We start from the raw sequence: 19,642 nt of genomic DNA on the forward strand, positions 1-19,642 counted from the left end.
TTGTTAGTTCGTTAAACCGCCCAGAAATCAAATTTGATGCCTTCCTTGGACGTGCCGTTGTCGATGATGGCCCGTGCGCGCCATAGCATTTTGCCGGTACCGCATTCCGGCAGGGTAATGGTTCCCTGGTAAACACCCTGGGTATGCGGTAACAGCTGGGTGCGGACCACGCCCATGTACATTTCAAGCCCTTCGAAATCCACGATCAGGGAGTCTGCTGTCATGTTGCCGAGATGCACACGGATGGGAATCTCTGTCATCGATTCGATGGCTTCATTACCTAAGCCGACTGTGATGGTTTGATCGCCTTTTCGCCCGATACACTGACCTTTGAAAGGTGCGCATCCCTCGGTGGCGTAAAAGGTAACACCGGCATCCAGATCAGGCTTCAGGTACTGCGGCAGCACGAAGATTGCTGTGACCACAATGCTGAAACCGATGAGGCCGAATAACCATGACCACTTCTTAAAAAGCTGTTTCAATGCCATTTTCCAGTTGCCCAAGACTTGAGGGAGGGTTGTTCCTTATTCCTGACTTTCGTTCTGTTGATAGCGGCGCTGGTCCTCGGTCCAGAGTGTTTTCAGGTAATTGATCACCGACTGAATTTCCTGGTCGGTGAGGATGTCCTCAAATGCCGGCATAGTCAGCCGGTCTGTTTTGTTGAAGGGATGCCGCCATCCCTCGGCAATCATCCTGAACAGCATGGCATCACTGTGGCGCCAGGTGTGGCCGGTCTCATCGTGTGGTGGCGGGGGCATTTCGCCTTTCTCATCCGGTTTGTTCCAGTCGGCCGCACCTTCACCCTGCCATCCGTGGCAAGCGGCGCAGTATTGCTCATAAATCTGGCGGCCCTCGGTTACTTCGGCCGGCACGCTGCCACTGTTTGTTGGCGCGCCTCCCGCCATCACAAGGGCCGGGGCAATGAGCAAGACCAGCGGGAAAGACCACTTATTCATAAACAGGAACCCATTCGCCAGAGGCGTTCCGCGAAAGCAACTCTCCGTTTTTAGTGCCCACCACGAGTCCTTCCGAGGGTGAGAACGTCAGAGCGGTCACCGCTTGGGGTATCTCAAGGCCAGCCCAGGTTTCGCCACCGTCAGAACTGTGGTGAAGTTGCCCCTCGATTACGGCGTAGACGTTTTCCGGGGCCGAAGGATCGTAATCAATGGCGGAAACAGTTCCTCGCAATTCGCCGGCGTCACCCCAGAAGCAGAAACAGTCCATGGAACGGGCCACACCGCGGGTGGTGCCGGCGAACAGCCAGCCACTTTCCATGCTGCCTGGCATATCAGAGTGCAGGAACGCCTGCACCGGCTCCCGGGGGCCACTGTCTACCTTCACCCATTCGGCACCCCCGTTCCTGGATCGGAACATGCCACTTGCACCGAGATAGGCCTAAAGCGTTTTGGCTTGGGTAGCGTGGGCGGCAATCGCCGTGACACCCAGGTCCGGCAGGGTGTCATTGAGGGATTGCCAACGCTTGCTGGCCTCGTCATAGCGCCAGATCCCAAGGCCAGGCCCTGAAAGGTACAGGCTTCCGTCAGCACCTTTTGCCATGGACCGGGGCTGGGCGCCGGAATCCGACGGTGGCAGGGGGATCTCGGTAGTGTTCTGGCTATCCAGGGCAAACAGACCGCTCTGCCGAAGCACCAGCAAAGCGCCAGATGAGTCCGTCGTCAGCGCTCTCACTGATTGGCCCTCATTCACAGACTGGGCTTGAACCAGGGTCGGCATGACAGCCACGAACGCGAACAGAAAAAGTCCGGAGACTGCTGAATTCAGGCGGGAAACCATTGCTCTCATAGGGCTGACCTCAGTAATCCTTGTGCTCACGGAAAACCTGTTGCTGGCCATTGGCGTTAAAGGCAATGACCTGGTAATCGTCCTTCCGGCCGGTTTCCATGCCAGGGGTGCCATGGGGCATTCCGGGTACAGACAAGCCGGCCGTGTTGAATTGCGGATCCTCAAGGTAGGCCAGGATGTCATTGGCCGGCACATGCCCCTCAATCACCAGATCATCAACCAGTGCGGTGTGGCAGGACGCCATATCGCGTGGCACGCCATGCTGCTGTTTAATTTCATTAAGGTTGTCGGTTTCAACGATTCGGGTGTCAAAGCCATTGGTCGCGAGGTGCTCGGCCCAGGACTGGCAGCAACCGCAATTGGGGCTCTTGTAGATGGTGATGGTTTGGCCTGCCTCTTCACTCTCGGTTAGAGAAGCCGACGGCTGGGCGGATTCGTCGGCCTGGAGGGCCAATGTGGTGGCGCCAGCGCCGATAACGATAGCGGCTATACCCGTATACAGGGCGAGTTTCTTGGTCTTCATGGGAAATCCTCGTTTGTAATCGCTTATGGGCAGTGCAGGGCTCGGGGGTGCACATGCATCCCCGGCCCAGAGCTTCAGTTCATGAGGGTGCCCAAATGGTTATTTGGCGCCGGTGTCTTTGTCTTTCATGCCACCAGGCATGCCATCGTCGCTATGAGCCTGCATCATCTTCATGCAAGCCTCGGTCATGGCTTTACGGTCTTCCGGGGACATATCTGACATCATGTTCATCATCCCCATCATGCCGCCCATACCCTCCATACCGTGCGAGGACATCATGCGGCTGTGTTCGGAATGACCAGCCATCATGCCGGCGCCTTCGCCATGGGCAAGGGCAGAGAAAAGGGCGACGCTGCCGGCCAGAACGGCGGCGGTTACGGTGAGCTTGAGATTTGAATTACGCATTTGATTCACTCCAGTTAAAGCCTCGTTACGGATGAACGGAAGTACGAGACTTTGTTGCAAGAATTAACTTCAAAGAGCTTGCCGCGATGGGCAAAAACCCGGGTTAAAACTCAGGAGTGATGTTCTGGAGGGGGTGTAATAGAGGCCAGGAACGGATTCTGGTAAAGGGCCGCTCGGCCGATCAACACCGTTTGGGAACCGGTGTCGGTAAAACCGATAGAATGCCCCGGTAGTAGGGCAAAGCTTACGTTGACGCCGCATTTGACCGGCCCAGTGGCGCTTGGACAGGCCATTTCAGGGGCGGAAACACAATCCGGTTCTGTGTCTGAGGAGTAAGCGGTGTCTTCAGTCTGGTCCATCATCATGGTGCCGCAATCCGCCATCGCTGGCTCCGCCTGGCCGCCTGCTACTTTTGACAAAGCAAACGCCGGCGCGCTGATCACAAGAAGCAGTGATAGCAATAGGGAGATGATTGGGCGGTTCTTTGCGGACATCCTGATCTTTAGCACCAAGCTTTGAGGACATGAGCTCTGACATGCAATTACTCTGTCAGTTCCGAAGATCTTAGCACTTTTCTATTCCCAAAACACACTCGCCCGGTCGGAAAGGGAGTGGACTTTCCGATGACTAGCTGAACGTCTTATTTTGGCGCGGAGGAGGACTGGCAACAGTGGCGTTTGGCTAATCGGGCGAATACGACGGAGTGTCATCTCGCAGACATTCAAAGGCTCGACGAAGGATTACGCGTGGTTGAAGGGATGGGGGACAGAATGGGGTCAGCTCACGAAACGGAAAAAATCGTACGCTAAGACCTCTGCAGTGTTCGTAACGATCGGTACTTTCCTTGTTCGACCTGTTTGTCCTGCTGCCAGATATAGTCGCCGGTCAGGTTGATGTGCTCCCAGCCCAAGGGAGAAAGATGCCGCAGAAGCGTCTCGTCGATATCCCGGCCGTCTTCGCGCAGTGCTTGAACCGCCCGCTCCATATAAACCGTATTCCAAAGGATAATAGCGCTGACGACGAGATTGAGTCCGCTTGCACGGTAGCGTTGATTCTCGTAACTGCGATCGCGGAGTTCACCGAGCCGGTTCAGGAAGACGGCACGAGCCAGCGCGTTCTTAGCCTCGCCCTTATTCAAACCAACCTGCACGCGGCGACGCAGTTCGACGTTTGCAAAAATTGCCACGACTATTGAAATCGTTTTTTGGCCATCCGGATTTGGCTTATATCTCCGGGTAATGTTCGCTTACTTTATTTCGAATTAGTAAGTGCAAGGCTGTCCTTGCCCACCCTTAAGGCCACACCTTGAATTGCTGCCCGTTTCCAGATCCACCCCACCATAGTCAGCACCTGGAAGCGCGACCTATTGGAGAGCGCGTCCGACCTCCTCGAAGGCAAGAGTATAGTCGGTAAGCAATTCGATGAACTCAGCACGGACGAACTGTACCGTGAGATTCGCCGACTGACGGTGGAACGCAATTTTTGTTGCTTAAGCTCCTGGGTGGCTCGTTCCACTTTGGCTGAGCTCCATGTATTTCACAGAGCCCTTCGGAAAATCCTTGCGAACCAAAAGCACTTCATCAACCTGTCACGTCAGTGACACGACAGTGTCATCTCTCAGCTTTACCGTTCAATTGTAACTCGCAATACGGCGAGCTTATTTATTGCAAAAGGTGATCCTGTGGCGCCAACTCAATCAACCAATGTGATGCTTCGAGTCGAGAGTATGGGCGTAACCTACCCGGGAAACGTCCTCGCGCTCAAACCCACCAACGTTCACTTTCACAAGGGCGAATTCACCGTGCTACTGGGACTTTCAGGCGCGGGTAAATCCACTCTGCTTCGTTCACTGAATCACCTGGTTAAGCCCACAACCGGGAAGGTTGTGTCTGGCGAGTTTGGTGAACTGACCAACCGTAGAATCCTGCGACAGCACCGCAGCCGCACCGCCATGGTGTTCCAGCATCACCAGCTGATCGAACGATACACCGCGTTACAGAATGTGCTGACAGGCAGACTTGCGTATCACGGTACTTGGCGAAGCCTGCTTCCCCTGCCCCGGCAGGACCTGGAGTTGGCTCTGCAATGCCTCGACCGCGTAGGTCTGGCTGACAAAGCGCTTTCCCGAGTAGATCAGTTGTCCGGCGGCCAGCAGCAGCGGGTTGGAATCGCCAGAGCATTGGTGCAGCAACCATCCATGATTCTTGCCGATGAGCCCGTTGCCAGCCTGGATCCGGCCACTTCTGAAAAGGTACTCGGCCTACTGCGCGATATTTGTCAGGAAGATGGAATCACCGCGGTTATTTCCTTGCACCAATTGGAATACGCCCGGCGTTTTGCAGACCGGATCATCGGCCTTTCGAACGCTCATATCGTTTTTGACGATGCTCCTGAAAACCTGAAATCGAAACACCTGGACGAGATTTACCACCGTTCACCCAGCGTGGTAGCTGCGGAAGGCAAACCAGCCATCCATAAACCTAAGACCACCCCGATAACGACAGACGTACTGGAGATAGCACAATGAAGACAATGATTCACTCTTTGCTGGCTCTGATAATGATGCTCGGCATCCATTGGTCAGCCCATGCCGCAGATACAGACCCTGATCTTTTGAAAGTTGCCTTGCTGCCGGATGAGAACGCGTCAGAACTGATCAAGCGAAACCAACCTTTGAAGGATTACCTGGAAACCACTCTTGGTAAGGAAGTAGAACTGATTGTTACCACCGATTACTCCTCCATGATCGAAGCCATGCGTTTTGGCCGAATTGACCTGGCTTACTTTGGTCCGTTGTCCTATGTGATGGCCAAGAGTAAGAGTGACATTGAACCCTTTGCCGCCATGGTGGTAGACGGGAAGCCGACTTATCGCTCCATCATTATTGCCAATGCGGACTCTGGCGTTGGCTCCTTCGCGGATATCAAAGGCAAGAAAATGGCCTACGGTGACCGCGCATCCACTTCCAGCCACCTGATCCCCAAGACCGTACTCCTTGAGAAGGCAGAGCTCGAAGCCGGAAAGGACTATGAGGCTCATTTCGTCGGTAGCCATGACGCTGTTGCGGTTAACGTCGCCAATGGCAATGCCGACGCCGGAGGGTTGTCCGAAGTTATCTTCGAGCATGTGATGGACCGCGGTTTGATTGATCGGAGCAAGGTCAAAGTGCTGGGCTACAGCGGTGACTTTCCTCAATACCCCTGGGCCATGCGTTCGAACCTGGCCCCTGAGCTGAAGAGCAACATTCAGAAAGCCTTTCTGCAGATCGATGACCCGGAGATTCTCGACAACCTGAAGGCTGAGGGATTCGCGGCAATTACCGACGAAGATTACGATGTCATCCGCGCTATGGGTGGCCTGCTCAATCTTGATTTCGCAAAAATGTGAGGAGTGCCCCATGAACTATACAACGACGGAACCGGCGACTCTGTCGCCGGCCCCGTCGGCCTCCGTGCTGGATGAGCACGCGAAAGGCTGGCGGAAAAAACTCGGACAGTCGCTGTTAGTGCTGCTCATCATTTTTGTCGCAAGTTGGTACGTAGGGCTGCTCAATTTCAATACACTTGCCAATGGCGTGCCAGCCATAGGCACACTCATTGGCGAATCTCTTCCACCTGACTTCACCAATGTGGCCAGCTGGGTGTCGCCGTTAATCGACACGCTTGCGATGAGCATTGCCGGTACTGCCATTGCAGTAACCTTGTCTGTGCCACTGGCATTCCTGGCTGCGCGCAACACCTCTCCACATCCGGTGGTGTTCCAAGTAACTCGAACCCTTTTAAACGGTTTGCGTTCAGTCCCGGAACTGATCATGGGCATCATCTTCGTGGCTGCTGTTGGTTTTGGGGCGTTGCCTGGCGTACTGGCGCTCGGTCTTCACTCCATTGGCATGGTTGGAAAGTTTTTTGCCGAAGCGATTGAGCATGTAGATGAGGCGCCAGTGGAAGCGGCCGATGCTGCCGGCGCTACTCGCTTGCAGGTGCTCTATCACGCCGTGCTGCCACAAGCACTTCCTCAATTCGCGGACGTGTCCATTTATCGCTGGGAATACAATTTCCGTGCCTCGACCGTAATGGGCATGGTGGGTGCCGGTGGTATTGGCTTCGAATTGATGGGCTCGCTGAGAATCATGCAGTATCAGGAAGTCAGCGCCATTCTCATTGTCATCTTGTTGATGGTCACCGTCGTGGACAGTCTCAGTGGCCGCCTTCGTAAGAAATTCAAATAAGGAACGTCGATGAAACCCAAGGTTGTGATAACCCATAAGATCCATGACAGTGTTCTGGATGAACTTGCCCAAGATTGCGAGCTGGTCACCAACCAATCCGGCGCCACGTTGCCCCAGGAGGAAGTGGCTGCGCGCGTTGCAGACGCTGATGCGATGATGGCGTTCATGCCAGACCGAGTTGGAGTGGAGTTCCTACAGGGGTGTCCGCGCTTGAAGGTGATTGGTGCAGCCCTGAAAGGCTATGACAACTTTGATGTGGATGCCTGCACGCGTCATGGGGTTTGGCTGACATTTGTACCGGATTTGCTAACCGTGCCTACTGCAGAGCTAACGGTCGGGCTGACGATCAGTCTCACCCGACAAGTCAAGGCGGCGGACCACTTCGTTCGATCCGGTGAATTTACTGGCTGGACACCACGCTTCTATGGGCAGGGGATCGAAGGCTCACGGATTGGTATTGTGGGTATGGGGGCCATCGGCCAAGCGGTGGCGCAGCGCCTGAACGGATGGGGAGCGGATTTAATCTATTCCCAGCCGGAACGTTTACCCGTGCAGCATGAGCAGGCACTGGGTTTGTCCCATACTCCCCTCAAGATGCTGCTGGCCCAGTCAGATATTGTGATCCTGGCACTGGCGCTCAATGAGCAAACCCTCCACACCATTAATCGCGAAACGCTAACAGGAATGAAACCGGGCGCATTCCTTATCAATCCCTGCCGTGGATCTGTGGTGGATGAGGGTAGTGTTCTGCAAGCGCTTCAATCCGGTCAGTTGGGGGGGTACGCCGCTGATGTGTTTGAGATGGAAGATTGGGCGAGAGAAGATCGTCCGAGGGAGATCGCCCAGGGGCTCAGGGCCCACCCCAACACGCTGTTTACTGCTCACATCGGATCGGCAGTCAGCCAGGTGCGTCTGGCTATCGAGCAACGCGCTGCTCGGAACATTCTGCAAGTGCTTCGGGGTGAGCGGCCGGGTGATGCGATCAATGATCCCAGTGGCCGCGAGAGCGGCCCATGCTGAATCTTGTCTGGCTGAAGAGTTTCGTGGCGGTGCTGGACCACAACGGGTTTCAGGCCGCAGCCCGCCAGTTGGACATCGCACAACCCACACTGTCCCAGCACCTTCAAAAACTCGAAAACCAACTTGGCGTTTTATTGGTCCACAGGGGGCGCTCTGGCTGTGAGCCAACCCGGGCTGCCTTAACCTTGTTGCCTTTTGCCCGAAGTCTGCTCCGGCTGGAGGAGCAGGCGAGATCTTCCATTATGGAGGCTCGACTTCGCGTTGGGGCGAGCTCCAATATTGGGATTTATATGCTCCAGCCCTACATCCGTCGTTACAAGGAGCTGGGCGTAGGGCCCGAGGTGGATGTGGTAATAGATTCCAATCCGACTATTGCACGGCATTTATCGGACGGTGAGCTGGACGTGGCGATTATGGAGTGGTGGCATGATCTACCCGGATTCCATGCTCAGGCGTGGCGTAACGAGCCCGTTGTTCTAATCGTTCCGCCTGGTCACCCGTTAGCCCGTCGAACCGATATCGACCGCGATACGCTGTCTAACATGGCTCTGATCGGCGGCGAACCCGGCACCGGCACTGGCCGGCTTTTGGCGACCTACTTCGGTGAGCATGGGCCATTTCCGACGGTATCTATGCAGCTGGGTAGCACCGAAGCCGTCAAGCAAGCGGTTAAGGTCGGACTTGGCGCATCGTTGGTGCTTGAAAGTTCTGTACGGGAGGAGGTCCAAAATGGAAGTCTGGTGGCTATTCCCGTGAGTGAGCCTGGCCTTAGCAAGGAGCTGATGGTGATTTATCCGAGCAGCCTGGACAAACACAGGCCAGTATACTCGTTTGTTGGGCATCTCTGTGAATAGCTATTGGGTCCACCTCACGCATATCTAGCTGGGAATGCAGATACTGAGCCTCACGCTCACTTCGACAACGCAGTATTCCGTCATCTGCATATCGGCAGAATGGGATATCCGGATGACGAACGGTCAGCCAACGATCCAATGCATAATGCAGAAACAGGTTTGCCAGAACTGGCGATAACGGGCCACCTTGTGGTGTGCCAACGTTCCGTCGTTCCTGCTTACCATCTTTCGTCTGCATCGGTGCCGTTAGCCAGCGCCTCACATACAGCAGCACCCAGGATTCAGAGCAATGGTGGTCAAGAGCCTTGAGCAATAGCTCATGATCAATATGATCAAACAAGCCACGGATGTCATACTCCAGCACCCAGTCCCTTTCCCAGCACCGCTTTCGCGTGATCACAAGCGCATCATGCGCGGATTTCCCGCACCGATACCCGTACGAGTCCACATGAAAGACAGGTTCCAGGATAGGTTCCAGCGTCATAGTAACCACAGTTTACGCTATACGATCGCTAACCGTGGGTACCCCGAGCAATCTTTCTCCTCCACTTTTCTTCGGAATTGGAACTGCTTTGACGGACGGTGGGAAATAGCTGCCGGAGGACATCCGATTCCAAATTAGATAGAGGTTCTTACTCAAGTCTCGATCAAAGTCCTGAATCGTCTGGCCATCTACACCGGCCGCACCTCGATTTGATTTAACGCGCTGATACGCCTTCCATACCTGGCGCTTGGAATTTTTTTCTCTAATTGCGGAAATACCGAAATTAGATAAAACACAGCACGCCCCTCAGTTAGTAATATGGCTGCCCGATATCCCGGAATGATTATGAAGCGGAGATTGGTGTTGGCTTCATTTATGTTTTTTGATGCGCCTTAATAGAATGATGGTACCAATTCAGCCGAAGGCGAAACTGGAAATGAATACAACGGCAAAGCAGGCCGTCAGCCTGCTTTGCGTCTGCGTGAAGATAGGAATTAGTGCCCCTGCCCTCCAGCAGCGCCATGCACGCCCTCTATATAGTGAATGTAATTGACGTAGTCAGCGACAAAGGCACGCCCCTTATCGCTGCTTTGATCAGCCATGGCCCTTGCACGCTGAGCCTCATGATAACGCTCACGAATACCGTTCTCGATCTTGCGGGTTATATTTGCCACGAGGCGATCAATTTGCCCGTTTTCCAACGCCGCATCCGCCGCCATTAAACCCGGATCAATCTGTCCGGAAGGCTTGATGCCGGTAAAGGGTGCGCCTTCGGAGGCACGATGAACCTCAACGAGCGTCGAGAACAGATGCTGATCGGCAATGTTTTTCGCAGTTTCGCTTTGCCCGCGGACTTGGCGCACATCGGCGAATACCCTTTTGATTTCGGCCTCATCCTTTGCCGGCACCCATTTGAGCAAGGGCTTAACATTGCCTGACTCCAGTGCCGCACGGGCTTCGGTAATCACGGGACCGTCCAGAGCATCACAATGAGCTTGGGCGCTACCGGCAAACATCAGGCTGAAGATTGCTGCGGCCACTGCGGGAACAGCGGTTTTGCGTAATTTGGTTTTCATACATGACCTCTTCATATTGCGTTGAGCTTCACGAGCACCGGGTTTGGTGTCGCTTGGCAATCAGAGTACGGAAGGGAGGTCAAAGAAGCGTTCTCAGGTACGAAACCGAACCGATTCCATGGTTTGGAAATAAAATATATAATTCAAAAGGATAGAGGTTTCAGTATCGGGTGAGAGCGTACTCGAACGCCGGGTAGCCAGGTTCAGGATCGTGGCTAGGGTCGGATATCGCCCTGCAGGGCTCGTCGGCGATATTCACTGGGGGTAAATCCTGTCTCTTTCTTGAAAGCAGTGTTGAATACGGACTTCGAGTTGAAGCCAGAGTCATACATAGTTTGCAGAATATTTGCCTGATTGGCTGCATCGGCCAGGCGCGATTTCGCCTCGTCGATGCGATAGCGACTGACGAACTCAAAGAAATTGCAGCCAAAGCCTTGGTTAATGGCCCGTGAAACCTCTCTTGAAGGGGCGCCCAATTTCCGTGAAAGTTGTTCCAGGGTCAGGTTGGGGTGCAAGTGGGGCTTTTCCTGGTGCATTAACTGTTGGAGCCTGACCTTTAAAGTTTGATCAAACTGCGGCGTGGGCTCTTCTTCCAGCAAGGCGGCCTGGTCTGCTGCCAATCCAGAGAAAACAACGGGTTGGCGAAGAGAGTTTATCATCAGAAAATTGATGAAAATGAAGCCCGTTACAGCGCCAGCGCCGGCCACCCACTCGGTTCCAGGCACGCTTCTAAACACATGCGCTGTAAGGCAGTACATCATGCTCACGGTCCAAGCCACTGCATAGCCGATCAGAAGCGTCCGTAACCACGCAAGTTGTTTGTTTTCAATACTCGAGAAAATCTGTCGAATACCAAGGCCGAAACGGTTAATCGCACGAATCGTCGCGTACAGGTAGCCCAGAAAGACCGCGTGAATAGCGACTGCAAGAAGGGGAGAGGTAAGTACGCCCGGGTGGTCCCGTTCAAGCAGAATCTGAACTTTGGTCTCGCTTGGCTGTAAATAATATTCAATCAGAAAAATTGCGCCGACCACCCAGAAGAGCAACGTGTGCACGAGATGCTTCCCGCGTAACTGGAAATTCTGATACATCAGCGATTGCGCATATAGATAGAGCGAGCCGGCTTGTAGAAGTCCGATGAGTGTTCCGAGGTAGGCGAAGTTTGGGTACTGGAGCGCAAGCCCGCTGCCATAGAGGAAGATCTCTCCCAGCCCGGCGGCGAAGAACACCAGAGTGGCAACCAGGAGTCGGTTAGATATGAGCCCACTGTTGGATGGAAGTAGGAGAAAAACGGCAAGAGCCAGCGATTGAATGATGCTCGTCAGCAGCACAATGTCGGTGAGTGTCAGATACATGCCAGATTCAGCTCCGCTTCAAAACCATCCTGCCGTCCTGTTGCCGGCGATCTGAGATGCAGGGTCATGCCGGCACCTTTAGCAATCGCATCGGCAATCGCGAGGCCCAGGCCAGAACCTGCAGCGTCCGTTTTGGCGCGTGCAAACCGGTTTCTTAAAAGAGCGAGCTGTTCCGGTGGCACTCTTGCACCGCCATTGCAGACCCTTAAAACCCCATTATCGTTCAGGTTGATCTTCACCGGCTCGCTACGGGAACCATGCTTAAGGGCATTCTCGATCAGGTTACGCACCAGGATGGCGAAGGCATCGGGATCAAGAAAGGAGTTCACTTCGCGCTCCGGCAGGGATAAAACAACTCGCCCGGGTGCCTGGGCCTCAAAATCCCGGGCAATCATCGCGAGGATGGGCACAAGATCCTGCTGACTTTGTGAGAGTGCACCGCCACCTTCTGCTTTTGCCAACTCGAGCAGTTTTCCGGACAGCACCGAGAGACTGCGTAACGCTTCTTCAATTTCTGCAACATCATTCTTGAGATAATCATCGGGCATTCTGGTTTTCAGTCGCTGCACTTTGGCAAGCGCTGTTGCCAGGGGAGTTCGCAGTTCATGGGCACTGTTGGCGGTAAAGCTGCGTTCTGATTCGAGAGCACGATGCAAACGCTCAAGCAGCCGGTTGATGGCACCGGCGATTGGTTCAAATTCACGGGGTAACTGCTCTTCTACAACAGGGGACAGATCTCCCGCGCCGCGGGATTCAATGTCTTGCTGAAAATCGACCACCTTACGAAGGGAAAGCCGGACAATCCACCAGACACCCAACAGGCTGACCGGAATCAGCACCAGTAAAGGCAACAGTAAGGCTAATCCCGCCTCCAGAGCGGATTCACGCCGGTGCGCCAAGGGTTCGGCCACTTCAAGATAGATGGTATTACTGACTGCAGATACGCCATATAGCCGGTGGGTCAGAGTGTCTGAAAACCCTTCCGCGGGGATTGTACTAAACACGCCAGGGTCTGCATCGTGGGACTGGAGCAGAATATTTCCGTGTTCATCCCGTACCAGATAAGTCAGATATTCGTCATGGTCTTTCAGGGCTGGGGCCTTTTGATTGCCCGCTCCGTTCTCCCGGTTCAGGATGTCGGTGACCGCCAGTGGCAGTATTCGCTGGGCGGTTTCTTCCAGGGCACTGTCGAAGACCTCGTTCATTTCGTGCTGCGCCACCAGTCCCGAAGCGGTCACGCCCAGCAGCCAGAGCAGGGTGACGCCGAGCGTCAGGCCGATACCGAGTGTTTTTTGCAGACTGGTTCTAGTGGCCATGTGTTTCCAGGCGATAGCCCATTCCCCTGACGGTTACGATGGCGTCCCGCCCCAGCTTTTTACGCAGACGGCTGACATAAACTTCGATGGTGTTGCTTTCGATTTCGGCCCCGAAGGCGTAAAGACGATCCTCCAGTTGCGATCGCGATAACAGCATTCCGGGACGCTGGATAAAGCCCTCAAACAAGGCCCACTCCCGTGCCGTCAGTTCTACCGCCAAGCCGTTGCGACTGATGCGATGATCACCAAGATCAATCACCAGTTCGCCCACTTGTATGATCGGGCTTGGATCGCCCCGATACCGGCGAGCCACCGCGGCCACGCGGGCCGACAGCTCCGAAAGATCAAAGGGTTTGACTAGGTAGTCGTCAGCACTGGCATTTAATCCTTCAATCCGGTCAGACACCTGATCCCTGGCAGTAAGAATGATCACCGGTGTTGTTTTTCCGGTAGCCCGGAGTGTTCGCAAAAAGCCCAAGCCATGACCGTCGGGGAGCATCAGGTCCAGCAGAATCAGGTCGTAGGGTGTGGTCCTGACACTCGCCTCGGCAAAGCCCAGCGTTTGCACCCAGTCCACAGCGTGGCCGTCGTCCGCAATCTGATCCCGGACCGCCTCGCCCAATCCCACCGTATCCTCCACCAAAAGTACCCGCATCGTTCACCTCTGACCCAGCCCTGGAATCAAGATACTACAGCTCAAACCTGACAACAGCCTGAATGGTCAATAACGCCTCGATCTCTCTTCACCGGTCTTCAGCGGGCTGTCAGGTTTGGACGTTAGCCTTCGGGTGAATATTCCAGGTACCGATCGCAGGAGATGTGATGATGCGGATAATTTTACCTTTCATAGTGTTGGTTTCAGGCCTATGGGCCTGGAGCCTCTTTGCAAGTCCTGGGGCCGGTTCTCCCTGGGCAGTCTATGACCAGAGCCTGCTGCTCAGTGGGCTGTTATCCATTGCTCTGATGTCACTGACCATGATGTTGGCACTGCGCCCAGCCTGGCTGGAGAGACCGATGGGTGGGCTGGATCAGATCTATTGCACCCACAAATGGGCAGGCATTCTGGCCGTGGTATTCGCCGCCGCCCATTGGCTGATTGAAATGGGTGACGATGTAATAGAGTCGGTGTTCGGAAAAGCCGGCAAGCTGCACGATCAGGATTATTCCGGGTTCATCGACACCATGCGCGATGCGGCGGAAGAGGTAGGGGAGTTCGCCATCTATCTGCTGTTCGTCATGCTGCTGATCACCTTGTTGCGCAAGTTCCCCTACAAATACTGGCGCTATTTGCATCGCGGCATGCCGGTGCTTTATCTGTTGCTCGCTTTCCACGCGGCGTGGCTTACTCCGCTGCAATGGTGGCAGCAGCCAATCGGTGTGCTGATGGCCATTTTGCTCTTTGGCGGCAGCATCGCCAGCGGGCTATCCCTGACCGGCAGAGTTGGTCGTCGTCGCCAGGTTCGCGGCATGGTCACCGCGATCAAAACACCAGACCGGGACGTCACCGAAGTTACCTGCCACATGGGGCCGGCATGGCCCGGTCACCGTGCGGGGCAATTCGCCTTTGTGACCTTCGACCGACTAGAGGGCGCGCACCCGTTCACGATTGCCAGTGCCGATAGGGAAAATGGCACGGTTACGTTCATCATTAAATCGCTCGGCGACTTCACCCGCAATCTGAGCCAAAAAATCAGCGTGGGGCAAACCGTAAATATAGAAGGCCCTTACGGCTGTTTTAACTTCGATCGCCGCAACCGCAAATCCCACCAGATCTGGATAGCCGGTGGCATCGGGATCACGCCGTTTCTGGCCTGGCTCGAAGCTCTAAGCAGCGCCACCGACGCCACCGTGCCTGAAGCCGATCTGCATTACTGCACGCGCAACGCCGGCCAGGATCCCATGGTGGATCGACTTCGGGCGCTTTGCGATGGCTTTCCCGGGATACACCTCGAGATTCATGACAGCAGCAAGGGGCAGAGGTTGTCTGCCGAGACGTTGTCTACCAACGGACGCTCGGCAGCAGGCGCAGAGGTCTGGTTCTGCGGCCCGGCAGGGCTGGGGGAAGCCATTAGAAACGGCTTGCGGGCAGCACCCTTCCGCCTGACTCGCTTCCATAAAGAAGCTTTTCAGTTCCGCTGAAATGGCCTCGTTTGTTCAGGTCGTTGTCAGGTTAGCGCCTTAGAGTGGATTTAACACAACCAGCAGGAGAGACACCATGAAGACCAAACCCATTATTCTGAGCCTGTCTTTGTTACTTCTGAGCGGTACCGCAGTGGCCGATGACGACTGCGATGATCCGGTGGCGAGTTGGCAGCCCCGTGAAAATCTGCGTGAAAAGCTGGAAGCCGAAGGCTGGACAGTTCACCGAATAAAGGTTGACGACGGTTGTTATGAAGTCCGGGGCCTCGATGCCGATGGGGTCAGGGCAGAAGCCTCTTTCGCGCCCGCTTCATTGACCATGATGAAATGGGAGCGTGAAGACAGTGACGATGAGGAGAGGGACCGCGGCAACAGGAAAAATGGACAGGACAATCCCAAAAGTCAGGCGCCACGCAACGGCATCGTCAAGGGGCGTCCCACGGTTACCGTTGAGTAACTCAGCGAATTTGCCCTGTTCCTTTAACGTTCATCAGGTTTTTGGAGACCATTTATGAAAACGTTTGTTCTCACTTGCAGCCTTTTCGCCGCCTTGGCTTTACCGGTATTCGCCCAGGCCCGTGACGTGACCTTCACTACGGAACTACAGAATTACGGCGGCGATGGAGCCTATCTGGCGCTGTATCTTACCGATGCCGCCGGAGAGTATCAGGGTACCCTTTGGGTTTCCGGGAAGAAATCTAAATACTACAAACACCTGGGAGGCTGGGCCCGGGGCAGTGGGCTTGATCCTGCAGAGTATGACGGCTTGACTGGCGCCAGTGTTACCAGTGGCCGCACGCTGAAAGTGACTCTGAACCTCGATGATTCGCTGATCGACAACGGCTATGAGGTTCGAGTCGACTCTGCTGTTGAAGATATGCGCGATATCAGAGCCGATGTGATAGCCCCCCTGACCACCGAAGGGTCCGGAAAGCCGGTTTCAGGACGTGGTTACGTGCGCGCTCTGACCTACGAGCTTCAATAATTCACCAGGAGCATCGACTATTATGTTGCGCAAGTTCCACAGTTTACCGGGTTTGCTTGCAGGCGTGTTCCTGATCGTTCTCTCGGTCACGGGAGCTGTGTTGGCTTTGGCTCCGACGCTGGATAGAGTGTCAGCGGTCATTCCGGCTTCCGGTGAAGTCAGTATTGCCGAGCTGGCAGACCGGGTCGTTGCTCACTATCCCGGGACTGAGCAGATCGTGCGAGAGCCTTCTGGCAAGGTCATTGTCTATTACAGCCGTGACGGCCAGGCCGGTGCGGATCTGGTGAATCCGGTAACAGGTGAGGGCACCGCACCCTACGAACCTTCCGCATTTTTTGGCTGGGTCAAGGACCTGCACCGTGCGTTTATGCTGGATGATGCCGGTAGAGCGCTGGCCGGCGTATTAGCTGCTTTGATGGTACTTCTGTGTCTTTCGGGAATATTGTTGATAGCCCGGCGTACCGGGGGTTGGAAGAATATACTAAGACCGCTTTCCGGCTCAGGCGGGAAACGAATCCATGCCGAGCTGGCCCGGTTTGCCGTGCTCGGCCTACTGTTATCCGCACTGACCGGTAGCTATATGTCGGCACAGCGCTTTGGTTTGCTGCCGGAAGCGCCTGACACAGGGCCAGGGTTTCCGGCTGAGGTCTCGGGCGGGCAACCATCGCCTGTGGGCACCTTAAAAGCGCTAGGCAATTTCGATCTTGGCGAACTCCGGGAACTGGTGTTTCCCTATCCCGGTGATCCGCAGGACGTCTATTCGCTGTCAACCGCCGGCGGCTCCGGATTCGTGGACCAGGCTACGGGCGAGTTGCTGCAGTTCCAGCCGCGCTCTGACAGCGGCGTATTGCAGGACTGGATTGTACGTTTGCACACCGGTGAAGGCCTATGGTGGCTTGGCCTGATTCTTGGCGCTGCGGCACTGACTGTGCCAGCTCTCTCGATAACAGGTGCAACCATCTGGTGGCAGCGTCGCCGGTCTTCAGGGCAGCTTCCTGACAACGCCGATGCCGCTCAGGCGGATACAATTATTCTGGTCGGCTCCGAAGGTAATGCCACCTGGGGATTTGCCCAGGAACTCCATAGCAGCCTGAATAAGGCCGGTTTCCGCGTGCATTGCAGCGAGATGAATGCCCTGGCTAAGCAGTATCCGCAGGCTTCCAGGCTGTTCGTGCTGACTTCGACATACGGTGATGGTGATGCACCCGCATCGGCCCGGCAGTTTATGGCCAGGCTCAAAGAATTCCGGGCTGAGAAGAACCTGCGATACACGGTACTGGGTTTTGGTGACCGGCAGTTTCCGAACTTCTGTCAGTTTGCCTTGTCGGTGGATGCTGCGCTCGCCGGTAAAGGCGTCAGCCGTTTGCACGCCATTGAACTGATTGATCGGTGTTCTGCCTCGCAATTCAGTGAGTGGGGAAACCGGGTTGGTGAGGTTATCGGTACTCCGCTTTTCTTGAACTACTGTGCATTGCAGCCAGCAACGGTCAAACTGGAACTGGTAGAAAGGGCGGATTACGGGATTGCGGTTCAGGCGCCCACCAGTATCTTCCGGTTCAAACCGGCGGAGCAGGGCGGATGGCTAACGGCTTCTCCAAGAAGATTTAAAGCGCTGCCACCGTTCGAGGCGGGAGACCTTTTGGGGGTTATTCCCCCACACGGTCAACCCCCGCGGTTCTACTCGCTCGCGTCCTCGGCAAATGACGAAATTGTTGAGATATGCGTCCGTAAGCAGGCCGGCGGTCTTTGCTCCGGTTATTTGCATGACCTCAAGCCGGGTGATTGTATCGATGGCTTCATCCGCCCCAATCCAGGCTTTCGGCCAGCTACCGGTAACCGACCAGTGATTCTTGTCGGTGCAGGTGCCGGGATTGGTCCGTTAACCGGTTTCATCAGAAACAATACCAGTTGCAACCCTATGTATCTGTACTGGGGCGGTCGCGATGCCAGGTCAGATTTTCTCTACCAACCTGAGCTTGGGCGCTATCTTGAGGATCATCGACTGAGCGGGCTGAACACAGCCTTCTCAAGAACAGACGAGCGCGCCTACGTGCAGGATAAGCTCAAACAGGATGAATTAGCCGTGCGACAGATGGTTAACACCGGTGCGCAGATACTGGTCTGTGGTGGCCGGGATATGGCGGCGGCTGTGCGGCAGGTTATAGAAGACATTATCAAACCCTTGCACATCGATATTGAAACTCTGAGAGGCCAGGGACGTTATCTTGAAGATGTATATTGACAGATAAAGTGACAAGGTCGAACTGAGCCTATAATCCCAAAGCACCAAATCGCGTCCTGAACAGGAAGCTGAAAGATGCCATCCACAGAAAATGAAAGACTGCTCAGCGAGCACCAGCCTAATGCCGTTCGTGCACGGCTTGCTGGTCCCGTTAAGGCCTCGACGCTACCAGATGCTGTGCTTGGCGGCATCGATGGCTGCGTTACAACGTTTGCGGTTGTATCGGGTGCGTTCGGCGCAGGTTTCTCGCCACAGGTTGCGTTGGTACTCGGCTTTGCAAACCTGATTGCAGACGGCTTCAGCATGGCGGTAAGTAATTACGAAGCGGGCCAGGCGCAGTTGAATCAGATCAAATTTGCTGAACGCACAGAACGTGAACATATCCGTGCTGTGCCAGAAGGTGAACGTGAGGAAATTCGCCAGCTGTTTCAGGCGAAGGGATTCGACGGCGAATTGCTGGAGCAAGTAGTGGAGGCTATCAGTCGTAATCCCGATGTGTGGGTAGCAACCATGTTGCGAGAAGAGTACGGACTCTCGGGTGCCGGACTCAGCCCACGCCGAGCCGCGTTGACTACCTTCGCCGCATTTTTGTCGGTTGGTGCTTTACCTTTACTGCCTTATGCCATCCCGGGTATGGAGAGTCAGATTCAGTTCCTGACGAGTCTTGGTTTGGCAGGCGTCGTCTTCTTGGGTATCGGAATGCTTAAAAGTATCGTCTATGGCTTACCAGCAATGCGATCAGGACTCCGGACTTTGATCATGGGTACGGCCGCAGCGGGGCTGGCGTTTGCTACTGGGCATTTTGCGCAGGGGTTATTGGGGGGTTAGTTCTTCAGCGGTGAATAGACAATTTAACATAATATTCCCCTAAGAGCTGATATTCATTCGCGTACCCGCTATTGGAATTAACGGCGGATTTCTCGCTCTGTTCGCCCAATGAGTGTAGTTGCAGAATTGAATTTTTAAAGCACAACTCATGCTGAAATGAAAATTATTTAGCAAGGGCCAGTCGTCGACTAATTACTGCGCAACTTTATGAATTGTGGAAAAAATGGTGTCGATATCATTGATGCCAAAGGCTTAGCGTACAATTTTTTCCGTTTCGTGAACTGACCCCAGAATGTTCGCTTTGCGACCAGCACCTAAACAAAAGCGAACATTCGAGTCAGAGCTTTCCTCCAGAGCCTCCAGTCATTCAGTAATCCTCTTCAA

General features: G+C 54.7%; 22 protein-coding genes and 1 pseudogene. 11 read left to right on the top strand and 12 right to left on the bottom strand.

All coding sequences use genetic code 11. The annotated features are described in order from the left end of the window. Positions 1-11: 11 nt before the first annotated feature. The 6 genes from LWH94_RS14985 to LWH94_RS15010 all read right to left on the bottom strand — a co-directional run bounded on the left by LWH94_RS14985 (position 12) and on the right by LWH94_RS15010 (position 2,731). Positions 12-488, bottom strand: a complete 477-nt coding sequence (locus LWH94_RS14985; RefSeq protein ID WP_104270156.1) for a hypothetical protein — start codon at positions 486-488, stop codon at positions 12-14. A gap of 36 nt (positions 489-524) precedes the next feature. After that, positions 525-956 (bottom strand): c-type cytochrome, encoded by a 432-nt coding sequence (locus tag LWH94_RS14990; protein WP_104270155.1) that lies wholly within the window; start codon positions 954-956, stop codon positions 525-527. Next, the gene (locus tag LWH94_RS14995; protein WP_232902732.1) at positions 949-1,374 is read right to left on the bottom strand and encodes a hypothetical protein; all 426 of its coding nucleotides are present in this window, start codon (positions 1,372-1,374) and stop codon (positions 949-951) included. Before LWH94_RS14995 ends, LWH94_RS14990 begins: the two co-directional genes overlap by 8 nt. Before the next feature lie 21 nt (positions 1,375-1,395). Then, positions 1,396-1,803 carry a hypothetical protein gene (locus LWH94_RS15000; protein WP_232902733.1) on the bottom strand — a complete coding sequence of 136 codons (408 nt, stop codon included), beginning with the start codon at positions 1,801-1,803 and terminating at the stop codon, positions 1,396-1,398. 10 nt (positions 1,804-1,813) lie between these two features. Continuing rightward, positions 1,814-2,326 carry a DUF411 domain-containing protein gene (locus LWH94_RS15005; protein WP_011786663.1) on the bottom strand — a complete coding sequence of 171 codons (513 nt, stop codon included), beginning with the start codon at positions 2,324-2,326 and terminating at the stop codon, positions 1,814-1,816. A gap of 99 nt (positions 2,327-2,425) precedes the next feature. After that, entirely contained in the window at positions 2,426-2,731 is a 306-nt protein-coding gene (locus LWH94_RS15010) for a hypothetical protein (protein WP_011784777.1), read from the bottom strand. 339 nt (positions 2,732-3,070) lie between these two features. Between LWH94_RS15010 and LWH94_RS15015 the strand changes: the two genes are divergently transcribed. Beyond that, a complete protein-coding gene (locus LWH94_RS15015) occupies positions 3,071-3,250 on the top strand; it encodes a hypothetical protein (protein ID WP_062785119.1) in 180 nt (59 codons plus the stop codon). A 286-nt stretch (positions 3,251-3,536) separates the two neighbouring features. On the opposite strand, the pseudogene LWH94_RS15020 reads toward LWH94_RS15015, so the two are convergent. Continuing rightward, positions 3,537-3,902 (bottom strand): annotated as a pseudogene (locus LWH94_RS15020) (Tn3 family transposase); the annotation flags it as partial. 510 nt (positions 3,903-4,412) lie between these two features. On the opposite strand from LWH94_RS15020, the gene phnC reads away from it, so the two are divergent. The 5 genes from phnC to LWH94_RS15045 are packed head-to-tail and all read left to right on the top strand — an operon-like array spanning position 4,413 to position 8,833. Beyond that, positions 4,413-5,258, top strand: coding sequence for a phosphonate ABC transporter ATP-binding protein (phnC, locus tag LWH94_RS15025; protein WP_442915000.1), 846 nt, complete (start codon positions 4,413-4,415; stop codon positions 5,256-5,258). Beyond that, positions 5,255-6,118, top strand: coding sequence for a phosphate/phosphite/phosphonate ABC transporter substrate-binding protein (gene phnD, locus LWH94_RS15030; protein WP_011784780.1), 864 nt, complete (start codon positions 5,255-5,257; stop codon positions 6,116-6,118). Before phnC ends, phnD begins: the two co-directional genes overlap by 4 nt. Positions 6,119-6,128: 10 nt before the next feature. Then, on the top strand, positions 6,129-6,959 hold the full coding sequence (phnE, locus tag LWH94_RS15035; protein WP_011784781.1) for a phosphonate ABC transporter, permease protein PhnE: 831 nt from the start codon (positions 6,129-6,131) through the stop codon (positions 6,957-6,959). A 9-nt stretch (positions 6,960-6,968) separates the two neighbouring features. Further along, positions 6,969-7,979, top strand: a complete 1,011-nt coding sequence (locus tag LWH94_RS15040) for a phosphonate dehydrogenase (RefSeq protein WP_011783502.1) — start codon at positions 6,969-6,971, stop codon at positions 7,977-7,979. Further along, positions 7,973-8,833 carry a LysR family transcriptional regulator gene (locus tag LWH94_RS15045; RefSeq protein WP_011783503.1) on the top strand — a complete coding sequence of 287 codons (861 nt, stop codon included), beginning with the start codon at positions 7,973-7,975 and terminating at the stop codon, positions 8,831-8,833. Before LWH94_RS15040 ends, LWH94_RS15045 begins: the two co-directional genes overlap by 7 nt. Here the strand turns inward: LWH94_RS15045 and LWH94_RS15050 are convergent. From LWH94_RS15050 to LWH94_RS15070, 5 genes are all read right to left on the bottom strand, one after another. Further along, positions 8,748-9,317 carry a reverse transcriptase domain-containing protein gene (locus LWH94_RS15050; protein ID WP_081432065.1) on the bottom strand — a complete coding sequence of 190 codons (570 nt, stop codon included), beginning with the start codon at positions 9,315-9,317 and terminating at the stop codon, positions 8,748-8,750. The genes LWH94_RS15045 and LWH94_RS15050 overlap by 86 nt on opposite strands. Positions 9,318-9,811: 494 nt before the next feature. Continuing rightward, complete coding sequence (locus LWH94_RS15055) at positions 9,812-10,393, bottom strand: DUF6448 family protein (protein ID WP_011784782.1); 582 nt, start codon at positions 10,391-10,393, stop codon at positions 9,812-9,814. 215 nt (positions 10,394-10,608) lie between these two features. Next, entirely contained in the window at positions 10,609-11,748 is a 1,140-nt protein-coding gene (locus tag LWH94_RS15060; protein WP_011784783.1) for a helix-turn-helix domain-containing protein, read from the bottom strand. After that, the gene (locus LWH94_RS15065; protein ID WP_232902734.1) at positions 11,739-13,064 is read right to left on the bottom strand and encodes an ATP-binding protein; all 1,326 of its coding nucleotides are present in this window, start codon (positions 13,062-13,064) and stop codon (positions 11,739-11,741) included. The genes LWH94_RS15060 and LWH94_RS15065 overlap by 10 nt, the downstream gene beginning before the upstream one ends. Beyond that, positions 13,054-13,719: a response regulator gene (locus LWH94_RS15070; RefSeq protein WP_232902735.1), complete on the bottom strand. Its 666-nt coding sequence runs from the start codon at positions 13,717-13,719 to the stop codon at positions 13,054-13,056. The genes LWH94_RS15065 and LWH94_RS15070 overlap by 11 nt, the downstream gene beginning before the upstream one ends. A gap of 167 nt (positions 13,720-13,886) precedes the next feature. Between LWH94_RS15070 and LWH94_RS15075 the strand changes: the two genes are divergently transcribed. The 5 genes from LWH94_RS15075 (at position 13,887) to LWH94_RS15095 (ending at position 19,258) form a co-directional block, all read left to right on the top strand. After that, on the top strand, positions 13,887-15,203 hold the full coding sequence (locus LWH94_RS15075; RefSeq protein WP_232902736.1) for a ferredoxin reductase family protein: 1,317 nt from the start codon (positions 13,887-13,889) through the stop codon (positions 15,201-15,203). Positions 15,204-15,279: 76 nt separating this feature from the next. Beyond that, positions 15,280-15,660 (top strand): PepSY domain-containing protein, encoded by a 381-nt coding sequence (locus LWH94_RS15080; RefSeq protein WP_011784787.1) that lies wholly within the window; start codon positions 15,280-15,282, stop codon positions 15,658-15,660. A 54-nt stretch (positions 15,661-15,714) separates the two neighbouring features. Further along, positions 15,715-16,188: a DUF2271 domain-containing protein gene (locus LWH94_RS15085; RefSeq protein WP_011784788.1), complete on the top strand. Its 474-nt coding sequence runs from the start codon at positions 15,715-15,717 to the stop codon at positions 16,186-16,188. A gap of 22 nt (positions 16,189-16,210) precedes the next feature. Beyond that, positions 16,211-18,430: a PepSY domain-containing protein gene (locus tag LWH94_RS15090; protein ID WP_011784789.1), complete on the top strand. Its 2,220-nt coding sequence runs from the start codon at positions 16,211-16,213 to the stop codon at positions 18,428-18,430. A gap of 75 nt (positions 18,431-18,505) precedes the next feature. Beyond that, positions 18,506-19,258, top strand: coding sequence for a VIT1/CCC1 transporter family protein (locus LWH94_RS15095; protein WP_011784790.1), 753 nt, complete (start codon positions 18,506-18,508; stop codon positions 19,256-19,258). The last annotated feature ends 384 nt before the right edge of the window (positions 19,259-19,642 follow it).

The organism is Marinobacter sp. G11 (genome assembly GCF_021282325.1).
Classification (GTDB): Bacteria; Pseudomonadota; Gammaproteobacteria; order Pseudomonadales; family Oleiphilaceae; genus Marinobacter; species Marinobacter vinifirmus.